Annotated in this window: 17 protein-coding genes; 1 reads left to right on the forward strand and 16 read right to left on the reverse strand. The window is 40.6% G+C overall.

The features are described 5' to 3' along the window. Positions 1 to 69 precede the first annotated feature (69 nt). The 7 genes from LC455_RS23115 to LC455_RS23145 all read right to left on the reverse strand — a co-directional run bounded on the left by LC455_RS23115 (position 70) and on the right by LC455_RS23145 (position 13382). Complete coding sequence (locus LC455_RS23115) at positions 70 to 3288, reverse strand: glycoside hydrolase (RefSeq protein WP_223594414.1); 3219 nt, start codon at positions 3286 to 3288, stop codon at positions 70 to 72. Positions 3289 to 3624: 336 nt separating this feature from the next. Further along, positions 3625 to 6669 carry a glycoside hydrolase family 2 TIM barrel-domain containing protein gene (locus tag LC455_RS23120; RefSeq protein WP_223594416.1) on the reverse strand — a complete coding sequence of 1015 codons (3045 nt, stop codon included), beginning with the start codon at positions 6667 to 6669 and terminating at the stop codon, positions 3625 to 3627. Between the two features lie 33 nt (positions 6670 to 6702). Beyond that, positions 6703 to 7521 carry a carbohydrate ABC transporter permease gene (locus tag LC455_RS23125; RefSeq protein WP_223594418.1) on the reverse strand — a complete coding sequence of 273 codons (819 nt, stop codon included), beginning with the start codon at positions 7519 to 7521 and terminating at the stop codon, positions 6703 to 6705. Next, on the reverse strand, positions 7514 to 8443 hold the full coding sequence (locus LC455_RS23130; protein ID WP_223594421.1) for a carbohydrate ABC transporter permease: 930 nt from the start codon (positions 8441 to 8443) through the stop codon (positions 7514 to 7516). Before LC455_RS23130 ends, LC455_RS23125 begins: the two co-directional genes overlap by 8 nt. Before the next feature lie 147 nt (positions 8444 to 8590). After that, on the reverse strand, positions 8591 to 9880 hold the full coding sequence (locus LC455_RS23135) for an ABC transporter substrate-binding protein (protein ID WP_223594422.1): 1290 nt from the start codon (positions 9878 to 9880) through the stop codon (positions 8591 to 8593). 184 nt (positions 9881 to 10064) lie between these two features. Then, positions 10065 to 11837: a sensor histidine kinase gene (locus LC455_RS23140; protein WP_223594424.1), complete on the reverse strand. Its 1773-nt coding sequence runs from the start codon at positions 11835 to 11837 to the stop codon at positions 10065 to 10067. Positions 11838 to 11849: 12 nt separating this feature from the next. After that, the gene (locus LC455_RS23145) at positions 11850 to 13382 is read right to left on the reverse strand and encodes a response regulator transcription factor (RefSeq protein ID WP_223594426.1); all 1533 of its coding nucleotides are present in this window, start codon (positions 13380 to 13382) and stop codon (positions 11850 to 11852) included. Positions 13383 to 13556: 174 nt separating this feature from the next. On the opposite strand from LC455_RS23145, the gene LC455_RS23150 reads away from it, so the two are divergent. Further along, positions 13557 to 14780 (forward strand): ROK family transcriptional regulator, encoded by a 1224-nt coding sequence (locus LC455_RS23150; RefSeq protein ID WP_223594427.1) that lies wholly within the window; start codon positions 13557 to 13559, stop codon positions 14778 to 14780. A 45-nt stretch (positions 14781 to 14825) separates the two neighbouring features. On the opposite strand, the gene LC455_RS23155 is transcribed toward LC455_RS23150, so the two are convergent. From LC455_RS23155 to LC455_RS23195, 9 genes are all read right to left on the reverse strand, one after another. Next, on the reverse strand, positions 14826 to 16634 hold the full coding sequence (locus LC455_RS23155; RefSeq protein WP_223594432.1) for a glycoside hydrolase family 2 protein: 1809 nt from the start codon (positions 16632 to 16634) through the stop codon (positions 14826 to 14828). A gap of 24 nt (positions 16635 to 16658) precedes the next feature. Beyond that, positions 16659 to 17489 (reverse strand): carbohydrate ABC transporter permease, encoded by an 831-nt coding sequence (locus LC455_RS23160; RefSeq protein WP_223594433.1) that lies wholly within the window; start codon positions 17487 to 17489, stop codon positions 16659 to 16661. Positions 17490 to 17495: 6 nt separating this feature from the next. Continuing rightward, positions 17496 to 18386, reverse strand: coding sequence for a carbohydrate ABC transporter permease (locus LC455_RS23165; RefSeq protein ID WP_223594434.1), 891 nt, complete (start codon positions 18384 to 18386; stop codon positions 17496 to 17498). Positions 18387 to 18484: 98 nt separating this feature from the next. After that, on the reverse strand, positions 18485 to 19753 hold the full coding sequence (locus tag LC455_RS23170) for an ABC transporter substrate-binding protein (protein WP_223594436.1): 1269 nt from the start codon (positions 19751 to 19753) through the stop codon (positions 18485 to 18487). A gap of 227 nt (positions 19754 to 19980) precedes the next feature. Beyond that, positions 19981 to 20343, reverse strand: a complete 363-nt coding sequence (locus LC455_RS23175; RefSeq protein WP_223594437.1) for a VOC family protein — start codon at positions 20341 to 20343, stop codon at positions 19981 to 19983. A 208-nt stretch (positions 20344 to 20551) separates the two neighbouring features. Continuing rightward, positions 20552 to 21700 (reverse strand): galactonate dehydratase, encoded by a 1149-nt coding sequence (gene dgoD, locus LC455_RS23180; RefSeq protein ID WP_223594439.1) that lies wholly within the window; start codon positions 21698 to 21700, stop codon positions 20552 to 20554. 25 nt (positions 21701 to 21725) lie between these two features. Next, complete coding sequence (locus LC455_RS23185; RefSeq protein ID WP_223594441.1) at positions 21726 to 22352, reverse strand: bifunctional 4-hydroxy-2-oxoglutarate aldolase/2-dehydro-3-deoxy-phosphogluconate aldolase; 627 nt, start codon at positions 22350 to 22352, stop codon at positions 21726 to 21728. 21 nt (positions 22353 to 22373) lie between these two features. Next, positions 22374 to 23321, reverse strand: a complete 948-nt coding sequence (locus tag LC455_RS23190) for a sugar kinase (protein WP_223594443.1) — start codon at positions 23319 to 23321, stop codon at positions 22374 to 22376. 143 nt (positions 23322 to 23464) lie between these two features. Further along, the gene (locus LC455_RS23195) at positions 23465 to 24382 is read right to left on the reverse strand and encodes an NAD-dependent epimerase/dehydratase family protein (RefSeq protein WP_223594445.1); all 918 of its coding nucleotides are present in this window, start codon (positions 24380 to 24382) and stop codon (positions 23465 to 23467) included. Between the last annotated feature and the right edge of the window lie 50 nt (positions 24383 to 24432).

Consider the following 24432-nt stretch of genomic DNA (forward strand, 5'->3'; position numbering starts at 1 on the left):
CTTCTTCTAAATGGATGTCGTTTTGAAAATAGGGGGTTCATCATAAACACCCCCTATGAATCTCCTATATCATTGAACTAATAAGGTTCCATCTTCATTAACAAACTCAATTGTATAAGTTTCCTTATGTTTACGATCCTCAGAGGTTACGATAATTTCCGCTTTGCCAGGCAAAGATTCAGGAAGGTTGATTTGTGCATCTGCGAAAAGGTCGTTTGTAATTGCCTTTATATTTAAATCCTTATGCACTCGGCCATTCATCTCCACTTGATAGGTGAAGGTATCGGCTTTAAAGTCTTTAAGTGGCTGCTCATTAATCAAAACATTTTCAAGCGTCGCATCCTCCCCTGCACTTGGAACAGAAGTTTCTCCAACACCCCATACCATTAGTTCTGAAATGGCAATACATGTGTTCGGCATTGCCTGCATCATTGCCCGAATCTTTGAAGTTTTGAGGGGCTCAAACGAAAGATTGATTTCTTTTTTAGCCGCCACCTCAGTTTGAGTCCCTTCAATATCAACCCATGCACTGCCATTCCAATATTGCAGCACGAATGATTGTGCTGGTCTCGTACCGCCGCCATCATCATAGAAATGGAAATCTACTTTGGAAATGGTCTCTTCTTTGCCAAAATCAATCGCAACCCAGTCTTCTTTTCTCCAATTGTTTGGATCCCAGTTCGTCCAGCGGACACTGGAAATAATTCCATCATTTATGTTAGAGGCACTGTCGTACATTCCCGTGAAGGAAGCACTTGCTTTCGGGAACTCATTTCCAGATTTCTTCAAGGCAAGGTTTTTCAAAGCGGGCTTTACAACTTGGACCTCTGCTAATGCTTTAACTGGGCTTTCTGGATTTTTTCCTCTCACTGTAAATTTGCCTAGACCAGCATAAAGCGAAGGATCGATCTCATCCCATAGAATGGCCACCTTACCATGAGAACCGTTGGTTAATTTGGCAGTTGCTTCTTTTGGTAAAATTGGTGCTGCACCTGGTGTAGTTTTAATTTTGACAGGCTCGATACTCTCAATCTTAGAAACAATTACCGTTGCATTGGCCTTTATTTTTGTACCCTCTACCTGACCCTCAACAGTAAAGACATTTTCTCGATCATAGAGGGCTGGATCAATTTCATTCCAAACGACACCTTTCAAAACTCGATCCCCATCACCGTATACTGCCGTTACTTCATTAGGCAGAATGGGTGCCGTTTTTTTCTTTGGCACAACAACCTCTACCGGTTCAATCTTGGTAATTCCCGCTTTAACCAGCTTCCATACCTGATTATTTCCGGCATTCGGCAGCCACACCGTTGCCCGGGCATCCTCGGCTTTGGATTGTCCGCCTATCTCAAGCAGTTTGCCATCTTGTACATTGACAAATGTATATTCTCCATTTCCATAGGTTGATAGAATCCATTTTTGACTTGGTCGATCCTCATCCTTCTGCAAAATGGCTGAACCATTTTCCACACCAAGTACCTTGCCGCTTGACGGTTGGATAATTTGATAGATCTCCTTGTTGCTGTTGCCATTTGTGACTTTTTGAATTCTCCAGCTTTGACTATCTTTTTCATGAACCTTCGTTTTTTGTACAATCGCCGCTTGATCCTGGGCGATATCCAGTACTTTCCCGCTGTTTTTATTGATGATATTGTAGTCCTCATCGGAATCCACAACACTTTGATCCGGGGCAACGCCGGATACCTTTGAAACTACAAAAGTAGTAATCGATTGGGGTTTAACGACAGCTGATAACTTTTTATCCGAGATTTTTATGGCAGATCCCTTAGCAATATTATCCGTTGCTGACGTTACATAAGGAACAGCTTCCGCATTATCTTTTACAGTTTCAAATCCTGATAAGTCAAAGTTCAGCGCCTTTTCGTCTGTCGTGCTGTTTGTATAAACTAAGACAAGTGATTCATCCTGTTTATTGATGGCTGCTAATGTACTGCTGCTGTTCGAATTGATGACTTGAGAACCTGGGCGGATAAATTTGCTGTAGTTCCCCATTGCATAGTATTTTTTATTTTTATAAATTTTTACATTGCTGAAATCCTTAGGATCAAAGTCCACTTGGATTAGTCCCCAGTTTGCATTTTCGTGTTCTGGATTCATATTGACTTCATCTTCAATTGCCTGCCATAGCACCCATGCCTCTGGTTCAAGCTTTTGAATATCACTGGTAATTCGTTCAGACAGGCCAAGACCTGTTCGAATGTCGGTATGACTTTGCCCAATGCCTCCCGGACTGAGATCCACCTCTGACATCCACAGTCTCTTGCCAGAAGATTTGGCAATATCCCGCACACCTACTTGCTGTTCAGGCCAGTACGTATGTACATTTAATTGCCCGACATTGGAGCGTGTTTCAGCATTATATTGCTCCCAGTTTTCTCTAAATCTTTGTGGATGTGTCTCATCCATTGCAGAAACAACCGTACTAAGTTGTTTTTCATCTAACTGCTTTTTAACCTCATTAATGATTTTCGACTGAGAAGCACGGGACCAGTTAGAACCTTCCTGTCTGCCCTTTGCGCCCCAATAGCCAGTGAAAGGCTCATTGATTGGGGAAAGCGTTTTAAATTCAACATCTAAATCTTTTTGTAAATGATCAACGACTGTTGTTAAGTATGTTGCAAAGTTTTCGAACTGATCTGCCTTTAAATTGTCATCCCATGAGTTCCAATTACCAGATACATATCCACTTTGAGTCATAAAATATGGAGCTGAATTGGAGAAGGCTTCGAACGTGTCTGCACCCCTTGATTTAGCAGCCTCCAACCACCAGCGCTGATTTGCATCGGCATTCCAATTCCAGTGGTCAGGATTCTTTGAATCCCACCAATTTGCTTGCTCCTTCCAGCCAGTTGTATTTCCTTGTGGAGGACCAAATTCTGCCGGACGATTCCAGTAGCCGGGGACCGCCCCGCCTTTACGCATATATGGTGCCGTCTCCGGCGAATCACCGCCGCCAATATTATAGCGGGCAATATTAAAATTCAGCCCATCTTTCCCGAAGAGATCATCTGCCAGTTCATTTCTAAGTTCATCCGGCCAGCCTCCAGTAACATTTGCAAACCAGACAAGCGCTGTTCCCCAGCCATCAAAAGGCTCATGCTGATAACTTGGGTCTAATTCAATCGTTTCTTTATTAGAATTTACTTCAACAGAATTTTCCTCAGCATAAGTCTTCTTCGTTATGGTAGGTGAAACCACCCCCATGACAAGTAATACAATCATGCAATAGGCAGATATTTTTCTTCCAAGCCCCTTTGGCAACATAACACAAATCCTCCCCTTTAATAGTTCTGACATACTTCTCCTGACAGTTAAGGAATTCGATGTTTACTCAAAAATGGATGATACTAAATCTTCATATCCTTGACTGATGTCCATAATTCCGGGCATTACGGAAACAGTAGTGTAATAATTCAGATCATGACATCACCCCCTATATCCAGAGAGTCACTCCAAATCCTTTCTAAAAAATGGTCAATCTATTAGTGGAGCACTCATTTATAGTTTCAAAAAATACTATACTAGGGTAAGGTTTATTCTATTTTGATAACATACTAATCTAGTAAAGAGTCCGGTTCGAACTCTTTACTAGTAAAATATTCAAATTGGCTGAATCATAAATTCAAATTCCAAATTTTGACCTGCATGGATGAGGTGCTCGTCGTGAACTGGCGCACCCCAGCTGTCGTCCCCGCCAACACCCATCTGCCTGCCGGCCGCCGTCACCACGGTATAATGAACATTCGGCAGCTCGAAAATATGCTGAGCATTCTCAAGCTCAAATGCTGTATAAGGGGAGAAATTGCATTCAAGCGGTTCTGTCACTGAAGTAATTCGGATTCCTTTTCCCTCTTTGTCCGTCACGCTCACACGGCGTACTCCGGTTCGGTTGCCTGATTCCTGCGGCATCACATAGCCGGAAGGATTGTCAGCTACATGATTTTTATAAATACCTAATCTTGCTCCCTTGTTTCGGTCAGAGTAATTCTCTTCTGGCCCCATTGCATACCATTCAAGCCGGTCATAATTAGCTGGAAGCTTAAAGGACACCGCGAAAATGGGCAGCTGTGGTAATTTCTCAGCACCTTTATACTTAGATCTAACCTTGACGCTTCCATCTGGATAAACAGTGAAAACAGTAATTACTTCAATATCATCGTTAATTGAGAATTTATAAGTAAATCCAACGCTTACATAACTTCCTCTTTCTTCCAATTCAATCTTTACACACTTTCGAGCCAGGCTCGCAGCATACCAAAGCCCGGAATGGTAGCTCTGAGAAATGCCTCGATCATTATCCGTTGTCGCTCTCCAGAATAATGGTGCCGGTGGAAGAGCAATCATTTCTCTGCCAGCATAGTTCAGTGAAATTATACTTCCAACTTGCTTCGAAAACATCACCGTAAAATCACGGCCGTGAACACCAATATTGACGTCACCATTGACTGCCCGCAGCTCTCCCTTAACAGGAACAGTTTCCCTTGAACCCGCCTGATATACAAACTGTCCAAAGGCAATCTCATACCCTGCATCTGCCCAAAGTGTGTTTTCCTGCAGCTTTAGTGATGCTTGAACAGAATACTCACCCGAAAGGTTATCAATGTTATCAGGTAAATTGAATTCATAGTACCCCTGACTTTGAGGTTCTACAGCCGCTTCAAGAGTGTTTCGGTATAATTCCTCGCCTTCAAAGAAAAGAGCATATTCAAGCACAAAGTCTTCTGTATTGGAGAACAGGCTTTCATTTTTGATTGTAACCCCGTTCTTATCCGGAACCAGCTTGAAGTTTTGATATAAAAATTTTACTTCCTGCATTTTTGGTGAAAGCTCACGATTCGCATACACAATGCCATTCGTACAGAAGCCGTAATCAGTCGGACGATCCCCAAAATCCCCCCCGTAAGCAAGGAATTCCCTGCCATAACTGTCATTCTTATATATCGCCTGATCAATGTAATCCCAAATAAATCCACCTTGGTACATTGGATACTTTTGCTCTAAGTCCGTATATTTGTACATGCCTCCAAGCGAATTTCCCATCGCATGCATGTACTCACAGCTAATATAAGGCTTTTCTGGATTTTCCGTTAAATACTTTTCGATGTCCGCAGGCTTTGCATACATACGGCTTTCCATATCACTTGTGTCATTGTAAGTCCGATTGTGAAATACACCTTCATAATGGACAAGCCGGCTTGGATCTGCTTTCTTGAAATATTTTGAGACATTTAGGATGACTTCCCCGGCATAAGATTCATTGCCGCATGACCAAATCAAAATCGATGGGTGATTCTTATCCCGCTCAACCATCGAAATCGCACGGTCCATGACAATGGCCTCCCATTCCGGCTTATTGCCCGGAATGTTCCAGGATGGCTCAACTGCCCCCATCTTTTGCCATGACCCATGTGTTTCCAAATTCATCTCGTCAATGACATAGACTCCATACTCATCACATAACTCGTACCAATAGCTTTGGTTCGGATAATGCGAGGTACGAACTGCATTAATATTGTGACGCTTCAGGGTTTTAATATCCCACAGCATATCTTCCTTTGTAATCGCCCGTCCGCGGCGTGGATTAAATTCATGACGGTTTACTCCTTTAAACACAATCCGTTTCCCATTTAAGCACATAATCTTATCCACAAGTTCAAACCGTCTAAAGCCGACCTTTTGTGGTATTACCTCTGTCAAACTTCCTGATTCATTATAGAGTTGAATATATAATTTGTATAAATATGGACTCTCTGCACTCCAAAGCTCTGGATTGTCCAGTTGAAGTGTTACCGTCCATTCGCCATTATGCTGTTCACCATTTGTGCTCGCCACCTGAACTCCATTGGCATCAACTAATTCCGCGGTGATTTTGGACGCAGTCCCTTGAATCTTGATATCCGCAGCAAGTGTACCTTTTGTAAAAGTTAAGTCCAACTCCGGACAGACATGTAAATCTGTAACATGTACCTCTGGGACGGTATAAAGATAGACATCACGGAAAATACCTGAAAATCTCCAAAAATCCTGATCTTCCAGCCAGCTGCCCGTGCTTCTTTGGTACACCTCTACGGCAAGCTTATTTTCACCTTCTACAAGATAAGGAGTAAGCTCAAACTCTGAAGGGGTAAATGAGTCCTCACTATAGCCGACAAATTTACCATTCAACCACACATAGAAGGCGGATTCCACTCCTTGAAAAGAAATATAAACCGGCTTATTTTGCATATTGGCTGGAATATTAAAAAATTTCACATAGCTGCCGACTGGATTATGATCCGCAGGAATCTCCGGCGGACGGATTTCATTGTGCCCATCCCAAGGGTACATCGTATTAACATATTGCGGTTTCCCATACCCTTGGAGTTGTATATGTCCAGGAACGGAGATGTTTTCCCAGCCTGAACAATTAAATTCGGGCTTATAAAAGTCTGCCGGACGGTTGTTAGGATTGATATTGTAAGTGAATTTCCAGTCTCCGTTTAAATCATAACGCCACTTCATTGGGGCTGCATTTTTCGCTTCTTCCATTGTCTCGTAAAAATAGTGATCAGAGTGTGCCGGGAGACGATTAACAGCGAACACATTTAAATCGGTCAGCCAGTCTAATGATGGAATGGTTTTCTTTATTTTTGAAATCGTTGACATAATCTAGTACACTTCCTAACTATTTTTATTCCACTATTTCACAGACCCCATCATACCCGCAACAAAATGTTTTTGCATAATGAAGAAAATTAGTGCTGCCGGCAGGGTCGCAATCACAATCGCAGTCATAATCACTCCAAAGTCAGGAGAGTAGCTGGAACCCAGATTTGAAATCAGCAAGGGAATCGTTTGATTTTCAGGAGATTGCAAGATAACAAGCGGCCATAGATAGCTGTTCCAGCTCGCCATGAACGTAATAATCGCTGCTGCCGCATAAGTTGTTTTCATCGTAGGAACATAAATTCTAAAAAAGACACCCAATTCGGTTAATCCATCAATTCTTCCTGCTTCCAGTATTTCCTTCGGAAACATTTTTGTGCTTTGCCGAAAGAAAAAGATAAGAAAAGCAGTGGTAACGGTTGGCAAGATAACGGCTGCCAATGTATCAATGCCAATCATCGGAACCGATTGGGATATTGTCCCAAACATCCGGAATAACGGAACCATCAGCGCTGCGAAAGGAATCATCATGGAAAGGAGCAAAAAGTTGAATAAAAAGTCTTTTGTCCTGCTTTTAAAAATCTCAAATCCATATCCAGCCAATGAGGCAATCAGCATCGCAAGAACCGTTGTAATAATCGAGATTTTAGTTGAGTTGATTAATGCCGGGATTAGATCGACCGTATCCAACAGATTTTGAAGATTCTCGATAAAATGGGTGCCTGGCAGCAATCTTCCTTTCGTTACATCCACTGACTTATTGGTGGAACTAACAATCATCCATAAAAATGGGAATACTGAGACAATGGAAGCGATAATAAGGACTGTATAGCTAAAGATCCGTTTACTCATTTTTATCACCTGCCACTTTAAACTGGATAATAGAGAAAATGACAATCATGATGACGATGGCATAGGAGACGGTAGCTGCATAGCCAAAGTCAGGTGTATATTTAAATGATAGATTATAAATATATTGAGAAATCGTCATCGTTGCATTTCCCGGTCCACCCTTTGTGATGTTCATGACTTCATCAAACAATTGAAGCGTACCAATTGTTGAGGTAATCGACGTAAACAAGATAATCGGCTTAAGCATCGGAATCGTAATTTTGAAAAACTGCTGAATCGAAGAAGCACCATCGATTTTCGCTGCTTCATAGATTGATTCATCCACGTTTTGCAAAGCAGATAAATAAAAGATCATGTTATAGCCAGTCCATCTCCATGTAATCGCCACAATGATGGCAATTTTTGCCCAGAAGGGATCTGTCAGCCACTGGATTGGTTCTGAAATAAGCGAAAGCTTCATTAACATAATGTTGATAATGCCATCCTGACCAAACAAATATTTAAAGATAACCGAATATGCTACAAGCGAGGTTACGCATGGTAAAAAGATAGCCGTTCGGAATATTCCTTTCAGTTTCAGTGTTTTATTGTTCAATAAAACTGAAAGGAATAAAGCGAGAATAATCATGATTGGAACTTGAATGATAAGATAAATAATCGTATTTTTTACTGTCGTTAGGAATGTTGGATCCTTAAACAAACGAGCATAATTATCAAGGCCTGTAAAGGTTAGATTCACTCCCGTTCCGGATTGAAATGACAAGATGAGGGCTTGAACCATTGGATAGAAATAAAATAAGCAAATCATTGCGGAAGCAACTATCACAAAGGACCAACCGATCAAAGCGTTCTTTGCTCGAACATTCTTTCCTGATTTTGCTGTTTGTAAAGTGCTGTTTTGGTTTGCTTTAGCTGTTATCATGTTTATCATCTCCTTACCTTGTGAAAAAAGAACAGCCTCGGAACCATTCGCCTGACTGTTAGTTAGCTCCGTTACCGTTAAACCCGTATAGGAGAAGCCGGCGAATTTCCGAGGCTTACTTCTTTATTATTTTTTTAGATGTTAGGTTTATTTAATTTGTTCTTCAGCTTGTTTTTGAGCGTCTTCTAACACCTTATCAAGGTCTTTTCCTTTAAGGTAGTCCTGCATTCCAACAGCTAAAATATCTTCAATGGCATACGTATGCAAACCATAGTTCACTTGTGGAATTTCCTCTGTCCAGTTTGCGAAATCAGTAATAATTTTTTGTCCTCCGAAGAAATCATCTGCTGCCTTATACGCTTCCCCTTCAGCTGCTGGCTTGTAAGTACCAATTGCACCAATTTCTTTATTTAAAGTCTGGTAAAAGTCAACATTGGAACCAAAGGTTTTAGCAAGGAACTCAACTGCTTTTTCTTTTCCTGGAACGTTAAGGACGTACCAAGAGCTACCACCTAAGTTTGAAGCGTTAACTGAATTTGCAATTCCAGATTGTTTTGGCATTGGTACAACTGCCCATTTGCCAGATTGGGAGGCTTCAGATTTAATGGATGGTGTAATCCAGTTCCCTGTTGGAACAGTTGCAACATCCCCGCTGTTAAAGCCTGCTACAAACTGGCTCCAGTCAGAAACCGGCTTCACTAAATCAGCGTCTAAAATTTCTTTGTATGTTTTGAATGCTTCTTTTAAAGCTGCATTACCAGCTAAGTCAGGTGTAACCCCATCCTTCTTTAAATACCAAGCACCACTTGTCTGAATCATCATGCGGATAAGTCCAAGGTCTTTTGGATCCTGTGTCATCATGACTTTACCAGTTGCTTCTTTTACCTTTTTACCAATCTCAATATACTTATTCCAGTCGATATTTTGTAAATCAGCTACTTTGTAGCCGGCCTTTTCTAAATAATCCGTTCTAACGTATAATCCAGTTACGCCAGTGTCGAATGGAAGTCCATAATTTTTTCCGTCCAAGCTCGTTGGGGCCATTTTATACTGAGCAAAGTCTTCTGGTTTGAAAGAACCAGTCAGTTCCTGGAACATGTCCGGATAGGCTTTCAAGAAGCTTTGCGCCCGATAATCCTCAATCAACACAATATTCGGCAAGCCTTTCGTCGTTCCAGAGCTTAAGCTGGTGTTTAGCTTTTGAACGATGTCTGCCTGAGCGTTTTCAACTACTTTAATCTTAAGATCAGGATTTTCAGATTTATAGGCTTCTTTTGCCAGATTCATCGCTTTAATGTTAAAATTCGGGTCCCATGCCCATACGGTAATTTCTTTCGTATCTTTTGACTCGCCTGAAGCTTGTTTATCCTTTGATCCAGAAGAACAAGCAGCTAATAGTAAAATACTTACTAAAAATAGTGCTAATACTTTTTTCATTCGATATTCCCCCCAAGCTTATCTAATGTGTTTTTGTAAGCGTTATCTCCTTACATGTACTATCGTAGCACCTGCTGGGGCTTTACCGTTAGGACGATATTTTTTAGAGTTGGTAATATTTTTACGAGTTGAATACGCTTCCATTTTTCTAAATTTGTACTATTCTTAGATTCTATGATTTTTTTTACAAAGTCGAACAAGGAAGCGTGATCCTTACTTTTGTCCCTTCACCCAGTTCACTGGAAATGGTTACACCGAAGGCTTCCCCATAAATAAGCTGAATACGTTCATGGACATTCCGGACCCCAATGCCGGAGAAAAGCGCTTGCTTCCGCTTTGTATTCGGAAGTTTATTTTCTGCGGAAACTTCCATTCCGTCTCCGTTATCGACCACTTCGCAAATTAGATTGGCATCCTCCTGCCAGACAAGGACATTTATATATCCACTTGCCTTTTTATTAAAACCGTGAAAGAATGAATTTTCGATGAATGGCTGTAAAATCAACTTTGGGATTTGATAATCCCTGCAATCCGGCGAAACGAAGTAGTTCACTTTTATTCGATCCCCATATCGCTTTTGGTTTATTAACACATAATTTTTTAAGTTCTCCAATTCCTGTTCAACTGTAATTGTCTCACTGACATTGCCAATCGTATTCTGCAGCAAGGAAATAAGGGCATTAATCACTGCCTCTGTTTCTTCTTTCACACCCTGCTGAACCATGAATTTAATGGAAGTCAATGTATTGTATAAGAAATGCGGATTAATTTGCTGCTGCAGTGCAGCTAGTTCGGCGTTTCGCTGTTGTTTCTGCGCCAAAACAAGTTGTTCAACATAATCATGTAGTTCATCAAGCATCGAGTTAAAGGCGTTGCCAATTTGTCTTGTTTCATACGTTCCTGTAACAGCAACATATTGGTGGAAGTTGTGTTTTGGAGCATTCCCAATTTGCTTTACCAGTTTCGAAAGCGAATTTGTTACACGTCTAGACGCCAAAAACACGATAATCAGGGCTGCAAAAACGATCCCCATCGAGATCAGGACAATCGCCTTTTTATTAATTAAATCGCCGACTGCCTTTTGCTTATCGATGATATTGAAGAGGAACATATCGAAGGATGGAAGGTACTCCATCGTAATAATTTGTTCCTTTCCCATGAATTTATCGATGATGTAATTGTTAGAGCCTTTTTCGATTTTAGCTGCATATTTTACAAGCTGGTCATCTCTTTTCCCGATGAGTTTTGAAAGGTTACTAGACACAATCACTCCCCGCCTGTCTGCCATTACAACATTATTTCCGGGTGCCGTGTAACTCGAGTAAAACTTTCTAAACTCCTTCTCCTGGATCGCAAAGTACATCGAACCATAAATCTTTCCTGTTAGACGGTCCATCAATGCTTTAGAGGCAACAATCACATTTCCATCACCGGCCTCTAAAGTTTGGCTAAAACGGTGGTCATATTGATATAAGAGCCTTTTCGGATTGTTAAACGTATTACGGGTTAATGTACTATTCTTTAGATCTTCATCTGTTATGGGCCAATAATTTCGGTCGGTTGCGTAGCTAAGCCCATTTTTCCCAGTAACGATGATTTCAACCTCGTAAGCGTCCAAATTGGATTTAATATGCTTCATTTGCTGGCTCATCGTAAAAATGGCATTCATTTTTTCTGTATTCGAGCCTTCTTCCGTTAGGATTTTCTTGAGATTTCCGCTTTGCAGGAGGTTGTTTGACGCAATTACGTTTGAATAATGAAACGATTCGAAGCTCTCTTTTACTTGATCTATCACTTTCGAGTTCGTAATACTGAACTTTTCAAAAAAGAATTGCTCCGACATGCGAATTGTTGTCCACGTGATCGTGACAGATACAATAACAATCATCAGAACAGTAATAAGGAACATGATGATAAACAGGTTGTTATGTTTAAAACGATTTGGAATTAGCCTCATGAATATCAACTCTTATCTTAAGGTTTGTTTTCGTTTGTATTGGCTTGGAGATAATCCCTTAATTTTCTTAAATACCTTACAAAAATAACTGTGATCCGAGTAGCCTACCAATCCACTTATTTCAGAAATGGATACTGTCCCTTTGATGAGCATTTTGGCCGCTTCCTCGATCCGGATCTTGTTCAAATATTCAATAAACCCTTCATTATTATGGGTGGAAAAATAGTTTGACAGGTACGAGGGATTAAAATGAAATTGCTTGGCCACATCCTTCAGGGTAATGGGTTCTGCATAATGGTTCCGTATATATTCCATTATCTTTTTCATGTTTAGATTGTCAGGCTCCGTTTGGGTCGAAAATATACATGTTTTGGCTTCCTCGATAAACTGATTCAACAGGGTCGCAACTTCCACTGCATTACTTGCATCTTCAATCGATTTAAAATAGGAATACCTGGCATTTTCTAATTGTTTAACGTTATATTCCATATTACTTAGCAGGATAGTTATGTTAAAAATAATGTTTCCAAAGAAAGCTTTATATTCATAAACATCTGTTGTGTAACACTTTGATAAAGAGGAAACATGATCATGTAAATATCGGATAGCCGCATCAAAATTCTTCCGTTTAAATTCTTCCGTAAACCAATCCAAATTAAAATTTTCTTTCTTGATCGGAAGCTCCGGCAAATCCTTTTTCGATAAGAATGGCATTTGAGGGAAATAAAAACGATAATTTATTAGTTTTAGCAAACTTTCTTTGTAAATTGTTCCTATTTGAGAAAAATCCAAAAATTCTTCGGTCAGCACTAAGCCGATCCCAGGATTCGCTTTTGCAAATGTTGAGGCGAAGTTCATCACTTCGGCTATATTTGCTTCGTTAACATTTAATAAAAGGACATGAATTTTGGGGTCTACACTAAATGAATAGTGTTCAACTTGACCGATAGAATGGAGAAGCGCCTCCTCTAATTTTTTTAGTTTGTCAGTTTGCAGTTTTTTTAAGTCAACACTTAATAGGCAGTAATGGCTGTATGGAAAGGCTTCTGATACTGAATCCACATCAAAATTTGCTTCATACCCTGAAATTAACTTTTGGATAATTTGACCGATTGAGAGTCGGGCATCTGCTTGTTTGTCTTCTTTCTGAAACACAGGAATTCTACTTGAGGCTGTCTGCAAAGCTTTTAATAGGCTTTGTGCATCCAGCTTCGGCTTCAGAATGTAATCAACCACACCATTTTGGAAAGTGGAACGAACATAGTCGAATTCACCAAAACTACTCAGGATGATGATTTCAATCTGAGGGTATCTTTCCTTAACGATTCTTGTTAATTCTTCTCCATCCATGATGGGCATGACAATATCGGTAATAATGATATGGGGATTAGTCAACTCTATCAATTCAAGTGCTTCTTGTCCGTTTGAAGCTTCCTCTACAATCGTGAAACCTTCCTTCTCCCAGTCGATATAATGTTTGATCCCTTGTCTGATTAGCATTTCGTCGTCTACAATTAGAGTTCTGCAAAGGTTCACTGCTGTCATCCCAATCCCCCCTGGTGGTACCTTGTTTATTGAAATATCTAATATTTATTTTATAATACAATAATCATCTGAAATAGCGTTGAAAAAATTCCCACCATATGGAGGGCGTTACTTTTTAATGCTTACATGTGATATGATTATAGGAAGGTAATGTAAAAAAAGGCGTGATGTAATATGAGTTACGATACCAAAACCGGAAGCTTCGAAAGAATGAAATCGCTTAATCAATCCACTGTTTTAAACATGATTCGATTAAGAGAACCGATTTCGAGAGCGGAAATTGCCAAATTAACCAAACTGACCCCGCCGACCGTCAGCTCCTTAGTTAGTGAACTAATAGAAAAAAATCTAATTACAGAAGAGCAATCGATTAGCTCAAAGGCAGGCGGAAGAAAGCCAATCCTGCTTCGAATTAACTATACAGCTCATTATATTATCGGAGTCTATGCAGCCGCCGAGGTTATCCGTGTTTTTTTGACTACAATGGATGGAAAAATTGTATTTGATTTTAGTAAGGATATTATTGAACTGCCTTCTAAAACCGAATTCATGAGCATGGTAATAGAGAGCATCCAATATGTTCTAAATAATACGCCTATAAAAAAAGAGCTAATTTTGGGCATCGGATTTGCTATGCATGGATTAGTGGATCCTGATAAAGGTCTAGCCATTTTTTCTCCCCATTTACATTTAGATAATATCCCTATAAAGGAAAGCTTGGAGAAAGAGTTCAACATTCCTGTTATAGTCGAAAATGATGTTCGAGCATTAGCCATTGCAGAAAGCTGGTTTGGACAAGGACAAGGGGTTGCAGATTTTATCTGCCTTAGTGTGGGACGAGGGATTGGTTCAGGAATCTTTATCAATAATGAAATTTATAAGAGTTCTTTTAATACGGCAGGGGAAATTGGACATACCATATTAGATGTAAATGGTCCAAAATGCCAGTGTGGAAATAACGGCTGTTTAGAGGCTTACGCTTCGGAATCCGCTATTCTTAAAAAGGCAAAGGATGCCTTAAAAAATAATCATGATTCCATCCTCCTATCATGGTTGAAGGGTGGAAAAGAAGAACTCACTCTAAAAATGGTGTTTAAAGCTGCGAGGGAAGGCGATCGCCTTGCTGGATTGCTATTAGAGGAAGCCGGTCAATCACTTGGATTAGCGGCAGCCAATATGATTAATATTCTAAAGCCTTCAAAGCTGATTGTTGAGGGAAGTATTTTTGAAGAGGGAGATTTTGTTTTAACACCACTTCAAAAAAGGATTGAGAAATTTACTTTTAAAAGTTCCCATGAAGACATCTCCGTTGTTTGTTCAAAACTAGGCAAGACCGGGATGGTATTAGGTGCCGTGACGTTAGTTTTACAAAAAATGTTCAAAACAGATGAAATATAAAAAAGAGTTGGATAACGATGATCCAACTCTTTTTAGCATTAATATTTAGATTTTCACAATATTGGAATGCCACATTTCATTAATTTCTCTTATTTTGGCTAAATCACACTTTGGTTCACGGTCATAGGACAATAATCCATTAATTTCTTGTTCTACATCCGTTAACTGCGTATAACAATAGCCATGTAACGCTTTTGAAGAATAGACTGCTTCCATCACTCTGCGATAATCGGCAATAAACTCAGATTCATCTCTTACAGATGTATAGCCCCAGCCATTTTCTTCGCCCACTTTAAAGCCAATTCCACCGAACTCAGTTAAAAGAATTGGTTCGCCCTTATGCTCAAAACCATCGGCATAAATGCCACGGTTAGCTGGCTTAGAGTTTAGAAGATTTTCTTTTGTAGCCAATGAATCTTTAAAAGCTTCATATTTTGCTTTTTCATCGTTTGAACCATGATTATAATTATGGATTGCGCAAATATCTGTTTCGGTCAGTTCCCAGCCATCATTAGAGATGACTAAACGGGTCGTATCTAGTGAATGAATCAGATGGTACATTGCTAAAGAATGGTGTTGCTGCTGTTTGTTTCCTTTAATAAATGGTACTCCCCAGCTTTCATTTACAGGAACCCAGGCGACGATAGATGGATGATTGTAATCCCGTTCAATGATTTCGAGCCATTCTTTTGTTAAACGTGAAGCCGCATCTTCACTATAGGATGGGAATGCTGCACATTCTCCCCAAACTAGGAAACCCAGCCTATCTGCCCAATAAAGGAAACGCGGATCCTCTACTTTTTGATGCTTTCTGCACCCGTTAAAGCCCATTTCTAATGCTAATTCAATATCCTTTTTCAAATCTTCATCCGTTGGAGCCGTTAATAACCCCTCCGGCCAATATCCTTGATCAAGGACTAACTTTTGATAATATGGCTTGTTATTTAAATAGACCATGCCATTTTCAATATGAACCTTTCTCATCCCGAAGTAGGAATCTACTTCGTCTAAAACGATTTGATTGGCTTTGTCCTTTAGCGTGACTTTAATGTCAAATAAATTTGGATTCTCAGGTGACCAATTCCAGCCAATATGATGGAAAGAAGTTCTGAAAATTTGGCGGTTATAGAGGTTAATAGCACGCTTGTTATAGGATTCAAATAGTTCAATCGTATCCTTTGCTACCTTTTCCCCTTTAAAACTAATTTCAATTTCTGCTGTTTTGTGAATAAAGTCACCTGCAGCCTCGAACTCTACAATAATATCGCCACGGTCTATGTCCGGCGTTAATCTCAATTTAGAAATACTTGTAGGGCTTACCGGTTCCAACCAAACGGTTTGCCATATCCCCGTTGTACGTGTATACCAAATTGAATCCGAATGTTCCACCCAGAATTGCTTTCCTCGTGGTATTGTTTCATCTGTTGACGGATCTTCCACTCTTACTGCCACGGTCTCATTACCCCAAGTTAAAAGATTGGTAATATCTAGTGAGAAGGAAACGTGGCCTCCTTCATGAAAACCAGCATACTGCCCATTTACATATACCCAAGCGCGGTAATCTACTGCTCCAAAATGAAGGAGTACCCTTTGATCTTTCCAGTTTTGAGGCACAGTAAAATCCCGGCGATACCATACAAAGTCATGGAAGGATGGATCCTGGATTCCACTTAATTTTGTTTGATAAGCAAAAGGTACATTTATTTTTTTATCAAATGGAGCTTCTATTTGAAACCATTTATTTTTTAAGCCAACATTATCATCATCAAATGCGAAGTCCCATTCGCCGTTTAAATTGACCCACTCTTTTCTCACCAATTGTGGTCTTGGGTACTCATTGCGGGGTGTAGACATATTATCAATCCTTCCTAAACAATCCTATTTAATTCCTGATTGCGTCACGCCTTTAATAAAGGAACGCTGACCTATAATAAACAATAGTACGGCTGGTATGGTTGCAATCGAAGTTAGGGCCATCAACCTGCCAGGTGAAGAAACAAAGCTTCCTTGCTGCATGATGGCAATTCCTGTTGTAATCGTCCTCATTTCTGGAGAATTGGTTGTTACAAGAGGCCACAAGAAGTCATTATAGATCCCCATAAAGGTAAAGATAGCTAAAGTCCAAATGACTGGCCGTGCAGAAGGCAGAACGACTTTTACAAACACCTGCCATTTATTTGCGCCATCAAGAAATGCAGCCTCCTCCAGCTCTTTTGGAAAACCGCGGAAATACTGATAAAGAAGAAATACACCAAATGCATTGGCAGAATACGGAAGTATCAATACAGCATACGTATCTAAAAGCCCAAGCTTATTAAACTCCATATATAATGGTAAAAACGTAATAACCCACGGAATGGTTAAGGAACCAATAAAGATACTAATTAGCAATTTTTTAAAAGGAACATCTAAACGGGCGAGACCATACGCTGCCAATGTATCGACAAAAAGAACTATTAACGTCCCAACAATACCAACAAATAGAGAGTTACCCATCCATTGAATTACTGGTGTATCTGAATTTCCTGCTAGGCTGTACTGGTAATTTTCTAGTGTAAATACTTTAGGAATCCACTTAATACCGGCTGTAAAGGCTTCCTGATCGGTTTTAAAGGAAGTAGCCAGCATCCATAAAATTGGTACGATAAAAATTAAGCCAACAATAATCGCTATTATAATAATGAAGACTTTAAACCCTTTACTTTGCATGCTGCTCTACTCCTTTCGATTAGAAATTTTGAATTGAAATACCGAAATAACAATCATGATTAATGCCATAAGTAATGACATCGCGGCTGCATTTCCTAATTGCCGCTGCTTAAACGCTTCATCTACAATGTTCATTAAAAGCACTTTTGTAGAAGTTCCCGGACCTCCGCGCGTCATCAGGAATGGTTGACCGTAAATGTTAAAAGAGGCAATCGTTGATGTAATAACGACAAACAACATGGTTGGTTTAATGCTCGGCAAAGTAATGTAAATAAATCGCTGCCAACGAGATGCGCCGTCCAGGGAACCCGCTTCATATAACTCTTCGGAAACATCATTTAGGGCATTAATGAAAATGACCATGTTAAAGCCGATTGTCCACCAGAGTGTTGCGATTACAAGTGAAATCCAGGCCCATGGTATATCTGTCAACCAAGGAATCATCGGCAAATCAAGCTTTTGCATGTATTGATTAATCAGACCGCTGTTTGTATCAAGGAGCCATAACCAAATTATCGCCACAACTGAAACGGAAACTGCGTATGGGATAAAGTAAACGGTACGGAAAAATCCTTTAAATTTTCCTGGAAGGGCATTCACCAGCAACGCCAGCCCTAATCCCACAGCCACCAATAAAGGAACACTAAAAACAACGAATTGGAACGTATTTTTAAGACCTTCCAAAAACAAGTCATTTAGATAGGAAGAAGAATCGAAAATTTTAGCGTAATTTTTAAAACCAACAAATTCATGGACAGGGTTTAATAAATCCCAGTTGTGTAAGCTCATCCAAGCCCCGTACCCAATAGGAATCAATAGAAAAACAACAAACAATATCAAGTAAGGAAGTACAAATAAACTAGAAGTTAATTGTGATTTCCAGCCTGAATTTCTCATTCACCTTCCTCCTTTCGAATACTTTTTTCTACGTTATCTGGTAATAAAACAAGAGACGGAACAGGTCGTAATATCCTCCCGTCCGCCTCCTTTCATGTTTATTTATTTAATAATTGTTCAGCCTTTTTATTTGCATCGTCTAATGCTTTTTGTGGATCTTTTTTGCCTAGAAGGGCAAGGTTTACTTCCGCCCATAATGGGTCAGATAATTGTCCCCAGTTAGCAACGGCAGGAGCGAATTTAGCATAATCAAATTCTTTCGCTACGATAGGCTGCTGCTTCATTTGTTTAAATTCTTCACTTTGTTCATAAATCGCTTTTGAAGCTGGAGCTTGACCAGATTTAGCCCACTCCATTGTGTTTGCGGCTACATATTTCAAGAAATCAGTAATACCATCTAATTTTTTGCTGTCCTTAACAGTTGCTGGAATAACGAAATTATGTGCATTTGCATAAACCGCTTGTTGTTTTGTGCCAAGCTGTGGAACAGGAGCTACACCATAGTTGATGCCCGCTTTATCCCATTGTTCCATCATCCAAGGACCATTCAGGTGCATGGCGTTTTTACCTTGTAAGAATAGTGTCACTTCGCCATCCTGTTGTACATTTGCAGGAGAAACTTTATCTTTTGTGATTAAATCCCGATAGAAAGTTAGAGCTTCAACCGCTTCAGGGCTGTTATAGTTTGGCTTACCATCCTTCATTAGCTCTCCGCCATTTTGGAATAAAATAGTCGGGAAAATGAATTGGTTTGGCCATAGGGTTGGTACAACGAAACCATATTGGTTTTTAGAAGGAACAGTTAATTTTTTAGCAGCGGCCAGGAACTCTTCACGGTTGGTTGGCGGCTTCTCCGGATCTAAACCGGCTGCTTTAAATAAATCTTTGTTATAATACATAACTAGCGGGTGGATATCTAAAGGAATATTATAGTGTTTACCGCCAATGTCTCCGGCTTTCCAAGCAGTTTCTGAATAATCTTCTGCTTTAACGCCTGTTTTTGAAATTGTATCAGTTAAGTCTTTTAGTAGGTTCTTATCAGCATAATTCTTTAGCTGGTCAGTATGCATGATTAAAACATCAGGTGCATTTTTTTGACCAGAAAAAGCTAGGTCAACAGTTTTATAATAGTCTGATTGTGGAACAATTTGAAAATCAACTTGATACTTAGATTGCGACTTATTGTAGTTTTCAACAATCGTCTTCATACGGGGGCCATCCGCACCAGAGAATGGAGCCCAATAAGTAATCTTTTCCCCTTTTCCCCCGTCAGATTTACTTGTGTCCTTCGCGCTTGAACAACCTGCCAATGATCCGAGTGCAATAGCAGCTGTCAAAGCAATCCCAAGCCATTTCTTTTTCTTCAACTTTTTCTCCCCCTTAGGTGAAAATGGTAAGTTTACTTCTAGAATGAGGAAATTGTTCCAAATTATACATTACCTAATAGTTAATTAAATTAATTTACTAACTATCATTATCATAATCTTGTAAGCGCTTTTTGTCAAATAGATATTTTTCGATTTTTAGAATTTTAAAAATAAACAAAGCCAAATAAAAAGATCAACCGGAATCCGGCTGACCCTCATTTCGAAACTTATCCTTTAAGCAGGAATTCATTTCCATCTTCATCGCTAAAATGAACGAAGGTGCCCCATTGCATTTCCTTCGGCTCATCTTTAAACACAACACCGTTTGCTTTCATTTTTTCATATGTACCCATTACATCTTCACAGTTAAAAACGATGGATGCCTTCAAATTTTCATGTCCTGGCATCATGGATTTTGGATAAAGCACTAAGTGTGATTGGGCATTTGCAGGGGATACTTCGAGCCAAAAGGCATTGGGCCCCATTGGAAATTCCGCTTTAACTTCAAAACCAACCTTCTCCGTCCAAAATTCTTTTGCTTTTTGCTGATCTTCCACATAAACAGCAACCGTTGCGATATTCTTGATCATCTGGATTCCCTCCAAAAAATATTTTTCCTTCTCCCTCATTTAATCAAACGTTTAATTAGTATTTCAATTGGGGTTTTATTAAATTCTTATAAATTCTTAATTATCAATGGTTAAAGCAAATTTGTCGAGTACCGGACAAGCTGGATTCACTATGGAACCAGCCTCTTATTGTGTGTCCAATAAATTCCGGCGTTGACGGCAGCACCTTCTACCATTCTGCGATAGAGCCATCTTTATGGCGCCAAATTGGGTTACGCCAGTTATGTCCAACTTTGGCAAGCTCTCTGACACGATTTTCGTTAATCTCGATTCCCAGCCCAGGGCCTGTCGGTATCTTGACATATCCGTCTTTGTATTCAAAAACAGAACGGTCGGTTATGTAATCAAGCAAGTCGCTTTCCACATTGTAATGGATGCCAAGGCTTTGTTCTTGAATGAAGGCATTATGCGAAGTAGCATCTACCTGCAAACATGATGCCAGTGCAATCGGTCCTAATGGGCAGTGAGGTGCAGCTGCAACGTCAAACGCCTCTGCCATCGAAAGGATTTTTTTGTTTTCTGTAATCCCGCCCGCATGTGATAAATCTGGCTGGATAATATCCACATATCCATCAGTCAGCAATTGTTTGAAATCCCATCTAGAATACATCCGCTCGCCAGTAGCAATCGGGATAGAAGTATGCTTAGCGATTTCCCGTAATGCCTCATTATTTTCAGGGAGGACTGGCTCCTCGATAAACATTGGGCGGTACTGTTCAAGTTCTTTTGCCAGTACTTTCGCCATCGGCTTATGGACCCTGCCATGAAAATCGATTCCGATTCCAACGCTAGGGCCCACTGCCTCCCGTACAGCAGCGATTCTCGCCACAGCCTGGTCAACCTTCTCGTAAGAGTCAATATATTGCATTTCCTCGGTTCCATTCATTTTTACAGCTGTAAAACCTGCTTCAACAATGGCTTTTGCTGCCTCACCAACCTCAGAAGGCCGGTCGCCGCCGATCCACGAGTAGACCCGGATTGAATCCCTGCAGGCTCCTCCCATTAGTTCATGAACCGGCGTATTGTAGAACTTTCCTTTAATATCCCATAAAGCTTGATCAATACCTGAAATGGCGCTCATAAGAATAGGTCCGCCCCGGTAAAATCCTGAACGATACATCACGTTCCAGTGGTCCTCAATCCGCAGCGGATCCTTGCTGATCAAATTCTCCATCAGTTCATGAACAGCAGCTTTAACGGTAGCAGCCTTCCCTTCAATAACAGGTTCTCCCCAGCCTGTAACCCCTTCATCTGTTTCTATTTTTAAGAACAGCCAGCGCGGCGGCAATTGAAAAAGTTCATATCCCGTTATTTTCATTATTTTTTCCTCCGATCAAATTCCTTTAATGTATTTCTTCAACAAATCTTCTTGCTTTTATTGTTAATTGTTGCAAGGAGGATTCATTTACATCCTCTTTTAGATTTATAAGTGCGCTCCCCAGTCCAACTCCGGCTGCTCCAGCCTTGATGTAGGCTCTGATGTTGGTGAGATCCACTCCACCGGTTGGCAGCAGCGGAATTTGCGGGAGAGGGCCATGTATGTCATTAATAAATCCTGGCCCCATTGTGGAGGCAGGAAAAACTTTGATTATATCTCCGCCATTTTCATAGGCTTGAAGAATTTCAGTCGGACTAAACGCACCTGGGATACTGACTGCTCCATACCGTTTTGTTATTTTTATCGTTTCAATATCTACTGTGGGAGATAGGATAAACTTTGCTCCTGCAAGAAGGGCAGCTCTAGCCGTTTCCTTATCCAGCACAGTACCGGCACCCACTAACACTTTATCGCCTAATTCACCCGACACTTCCTCAATGACGTGTAACGCTTTGGGGGAGTTCATCGTAATTTCCAGCACTTTGATTCCGCCCTCATAAAGAGCATTGGCAATCGAAAGGACTCGTTCAGGTTTAGATCCTCGAATAATCGCAATTATTTTGTTTTCTAAAATTCCGGACAGTATTGGCATATTTTCCACCCTTTCTAAGGACTAGCGGCTCACATCTTCACCTTGTTGTATGAAGCTTGCCAAAAGGTCTCTGTCAGGCAGGCCTTCAATATCGCCATTCACAGTGGTAACAACGGCACCTACTGCATTTCCCTTTAGCACAGCCTCTTTAATGGGAGCTCCATCTAAAAGCCCCGACAAGAAACCAGCAGCAAATCCATCACCAGCCCCAACTGGATCGACAACTCGACTTACCTTATAGCCAGGTACAAGCTGTGCTTCATGGCGAGTCGAGAAGTAGGCACCCCTTTCTCCTAATTTCACAACCACAACGGATGCACCTAGCTTCAGAAACTCCTCAGCGATATCTTCATAACCAGCTTTGTCAAAAAGAAACTGGCCCTCACTAATTCCAGGAAGGACAATGTCCGCCAGGGCTGCAATGGTCAGCAGCGTTTTCCTGGCTTTCTCTTCCTCCCATAATTTTCTTCTTAAGTTTGGATCAAACACAATTTTCACGTTACTCTTCTTAGCTAATTCAATGCTGCGGAAAACCGTTTTTTCACAAGACTCGCTTAACGCCGGGGTAATGCCAGTAAGGTATAAATACTTCGCCTTCCGGATATAATCCTCTTGCAAATCTCCTGGGCTTATTCGACTTGCCGCTGAGTGTTTACGATAATAATAGATTCGAGCAATGTCCTCATTCACCAATTCTTTAAAATAGATGCCAGTTGGAGCATCACTGTCTTGTTTTACGTGATCAATATTCACGCCCTCTGCCCGAACCGCTGCCAGAAGGGCTGCGCCAAATTCATCTCTTCCTACTCGGCTGATCCATCCAGTACAATGCCCTAATCGAGAAAGGCCAATAAGTGTATTGGTTTCGGCACCCGCCACTTTAGAGGAAAAATGGCTCGCATAGCGCATCAATCCCTTCGACTCAGGGGTAAACAGAATCATAGACTCGCCGATACTTACTACATCCATACTTTCCCTCCTAACCTCTTTTTTCTTTATAGCTTCGAGATGCTAGTTTTATTTCCTGCTATGATAAATGTACGTAGCCAGATAAAAACCAGCCCCCTAAAATGCTTTAAGGGGCAATTCATAAAAACTATACTTTCCGTCTCTCAAACTCCCCACCACGGAAGCCCAGCATATGGATAATAATCTTTATTGTGTTCCTGTAACGCCTTCAGATAACCGTCGAAATTATATTGAGGATGATACCCGAGTTCACGTTTTGCTTTATCGATTGGCCAATAAGTATTGCCCCAGACTCCAAGCATCTTTTCGAAATCTATTCCTCTTTGTTCAAAAACGGCGCCAGCACCCGGATAATATTTTTCAATCACTTTTCTTGGATTGGAAACCAGATCCTTTTCATCTTCCACCGTAAATGGAACTTCAGACATAATATTAAACCAATCCAAGCAAATGGTTTCATTTTCCAAGGCTAAAATGAACGCGGCAGCAACATCCCGATCATCGACACCGCCTTTTAAAAGGCGGAATCCATATGGAACAAAATCTTCCGGGACAAACATCCCCAACCGCAAGGAGATCGTCTTGATCCCTTGTGTCCGATAGTAATACTCGGCCATATTTTCCCCTAGCTGTTTGCTTAAACCGTAAATATCTCGCGGCTTCAGTGCTAGATCTTCCGTAACAGCAACATAAGCATCTTTACGGTGAGGGATGCTTCCACCGTACACACCCATCGTACTGCAGAATAGCACTTTTGAAATCTGATTCTCTACAGCTGCCTGATATACGTTGTGCGTGCCAGTGACATTTAAATTCCAAAAATCGTCTTGTTTGTATTTCGATAGGTGGATGCCATGAAGGGCTGCCCCGTGCACAATGACATCCACATCCCTTGTCACCATTTTGATAAATTCACCGTCTCTGACATCACCCTCAACAAATTCGTAGGGCGTATCTATATGCCTGTAGTCCATAAGAACAGGTTCATGCCCATGATCAGCCAATGCAGGAGCCAGAACCCTGCCAAGATTGCCGCCTGCCCCAGTAATGAATACTCTCATATTTCCTCTCCCCTTACCTTGACTTTTTTTCCTATTTATCGAGCCGGCGG

Source organism: Neobacillus bataviensis (assembly GCF_019969725.1).

Coding starts and splice junctions, on each gene's coding strand:
- LC455_RS23175 (WP_223594437.1), bottom strand. CDS start 20,343: ATGATCAAGAATATCGCAACGGTTGCTGTTTATGTGGAAGATCAGCAA.
- LC455_RS23120 (WP_223594416.1), bottom strand. CDS start 6,669: ATGTCAACGATTTCAAAAATAAAGAAAACCATTCCATCATTAGACTGG.
- LC455_RS23190 (WP_223594443.1), bottom strand. CDS start 23,321: ATGGATGTAGTAAGTATCGGCGAGTCTATGATTCTGTTTACCCCTGAG.
- LC455_RS23160 (WP_223594433.1), bottom strand. CDS start 17,489: ATGCAAAGTAAAGGGTTTAAAGTCTTCATTATTATAATAGCGATTATT.
- LC455_RS23195 (WP_223594445.1), bottom strand. CDS start 24,382: ATGAGAGTATTCATTACTGGGGCAGGCGGCAATCTTGGCAGGGTTCTG.
- LC455_RS23185 (WP_223594441.1), bottom strand. CDS start 22,352: ATGCCAATACTGTCCGGAATTTTAGAAAACAAAATAATTGCGATTATT.
- dgoD (WP_223594439.1), bottom strand. CDS start 21,700: ATGAAAATAACGGGATATGAACTTTTTCAATTGCCGCCGCGCTGGCTG.
- LC455_RS23135 (WP_223594422.1), bottom strand. CDS start 9,880: ATGAAAAAAGTATTAGCACTATTTTTAGTAAGTATTTTACTATTAGCT.
- LC455_RS23155 (WP_223594432.1), bottom strand. CDS start 16,634: ATGTCTACACCCCGCAATGAGTACCCAAGACCACAATTGGTGAGAAAA.
- LC455_RS23115 (WP_223594414.1), bottom strand. CDS start 3,288: ATGTTGCCAAAGGGGCTTGGAAGAAAAATATCTGCCTATTGCATGATT.
- LC455_RS23125 (WP_223594418.1), bottom strand. CDS start 7,521: ATGAGTAAACGGATCTTTAGCTATACAGTCCTTATTATCGCTTCCATT.
- LC455_RS23150 (WP_223594427.1), top strand. CDS start 13,557: ATGAGTTACGATACCAAAACCGGAAGCTTCGAAAGAATGAAATCGCTT.
- LC455_RS23130 (WP_223594421.1), bottom strand. CDS start 8,443: ATGATAACAGCTAAAGCAAACCAAAACAGCACTTTACAAACAGCAAAA.
- LC455_RS23140 (WP_223594424.1), bottom strand. CDS start 11,837: ATGAGGCTAATTCCAAATCGTTTTAAACATAACAACCTGTTTATCATC.
- LC455_RS23165 (WP_223594434.1), bottom strand. CDS start 18,386: ATGAGAAATTCAGGCTGGAAATCACAATTAACTTCTAGTTTATTTGTA.
- LC455_RS23145 (WP_223594426.1), bottom strand. CDS start 13,382: ATGACAGCAGTGAACCTTTGCAGAACTCTAATTGTAGACGACGAAATG.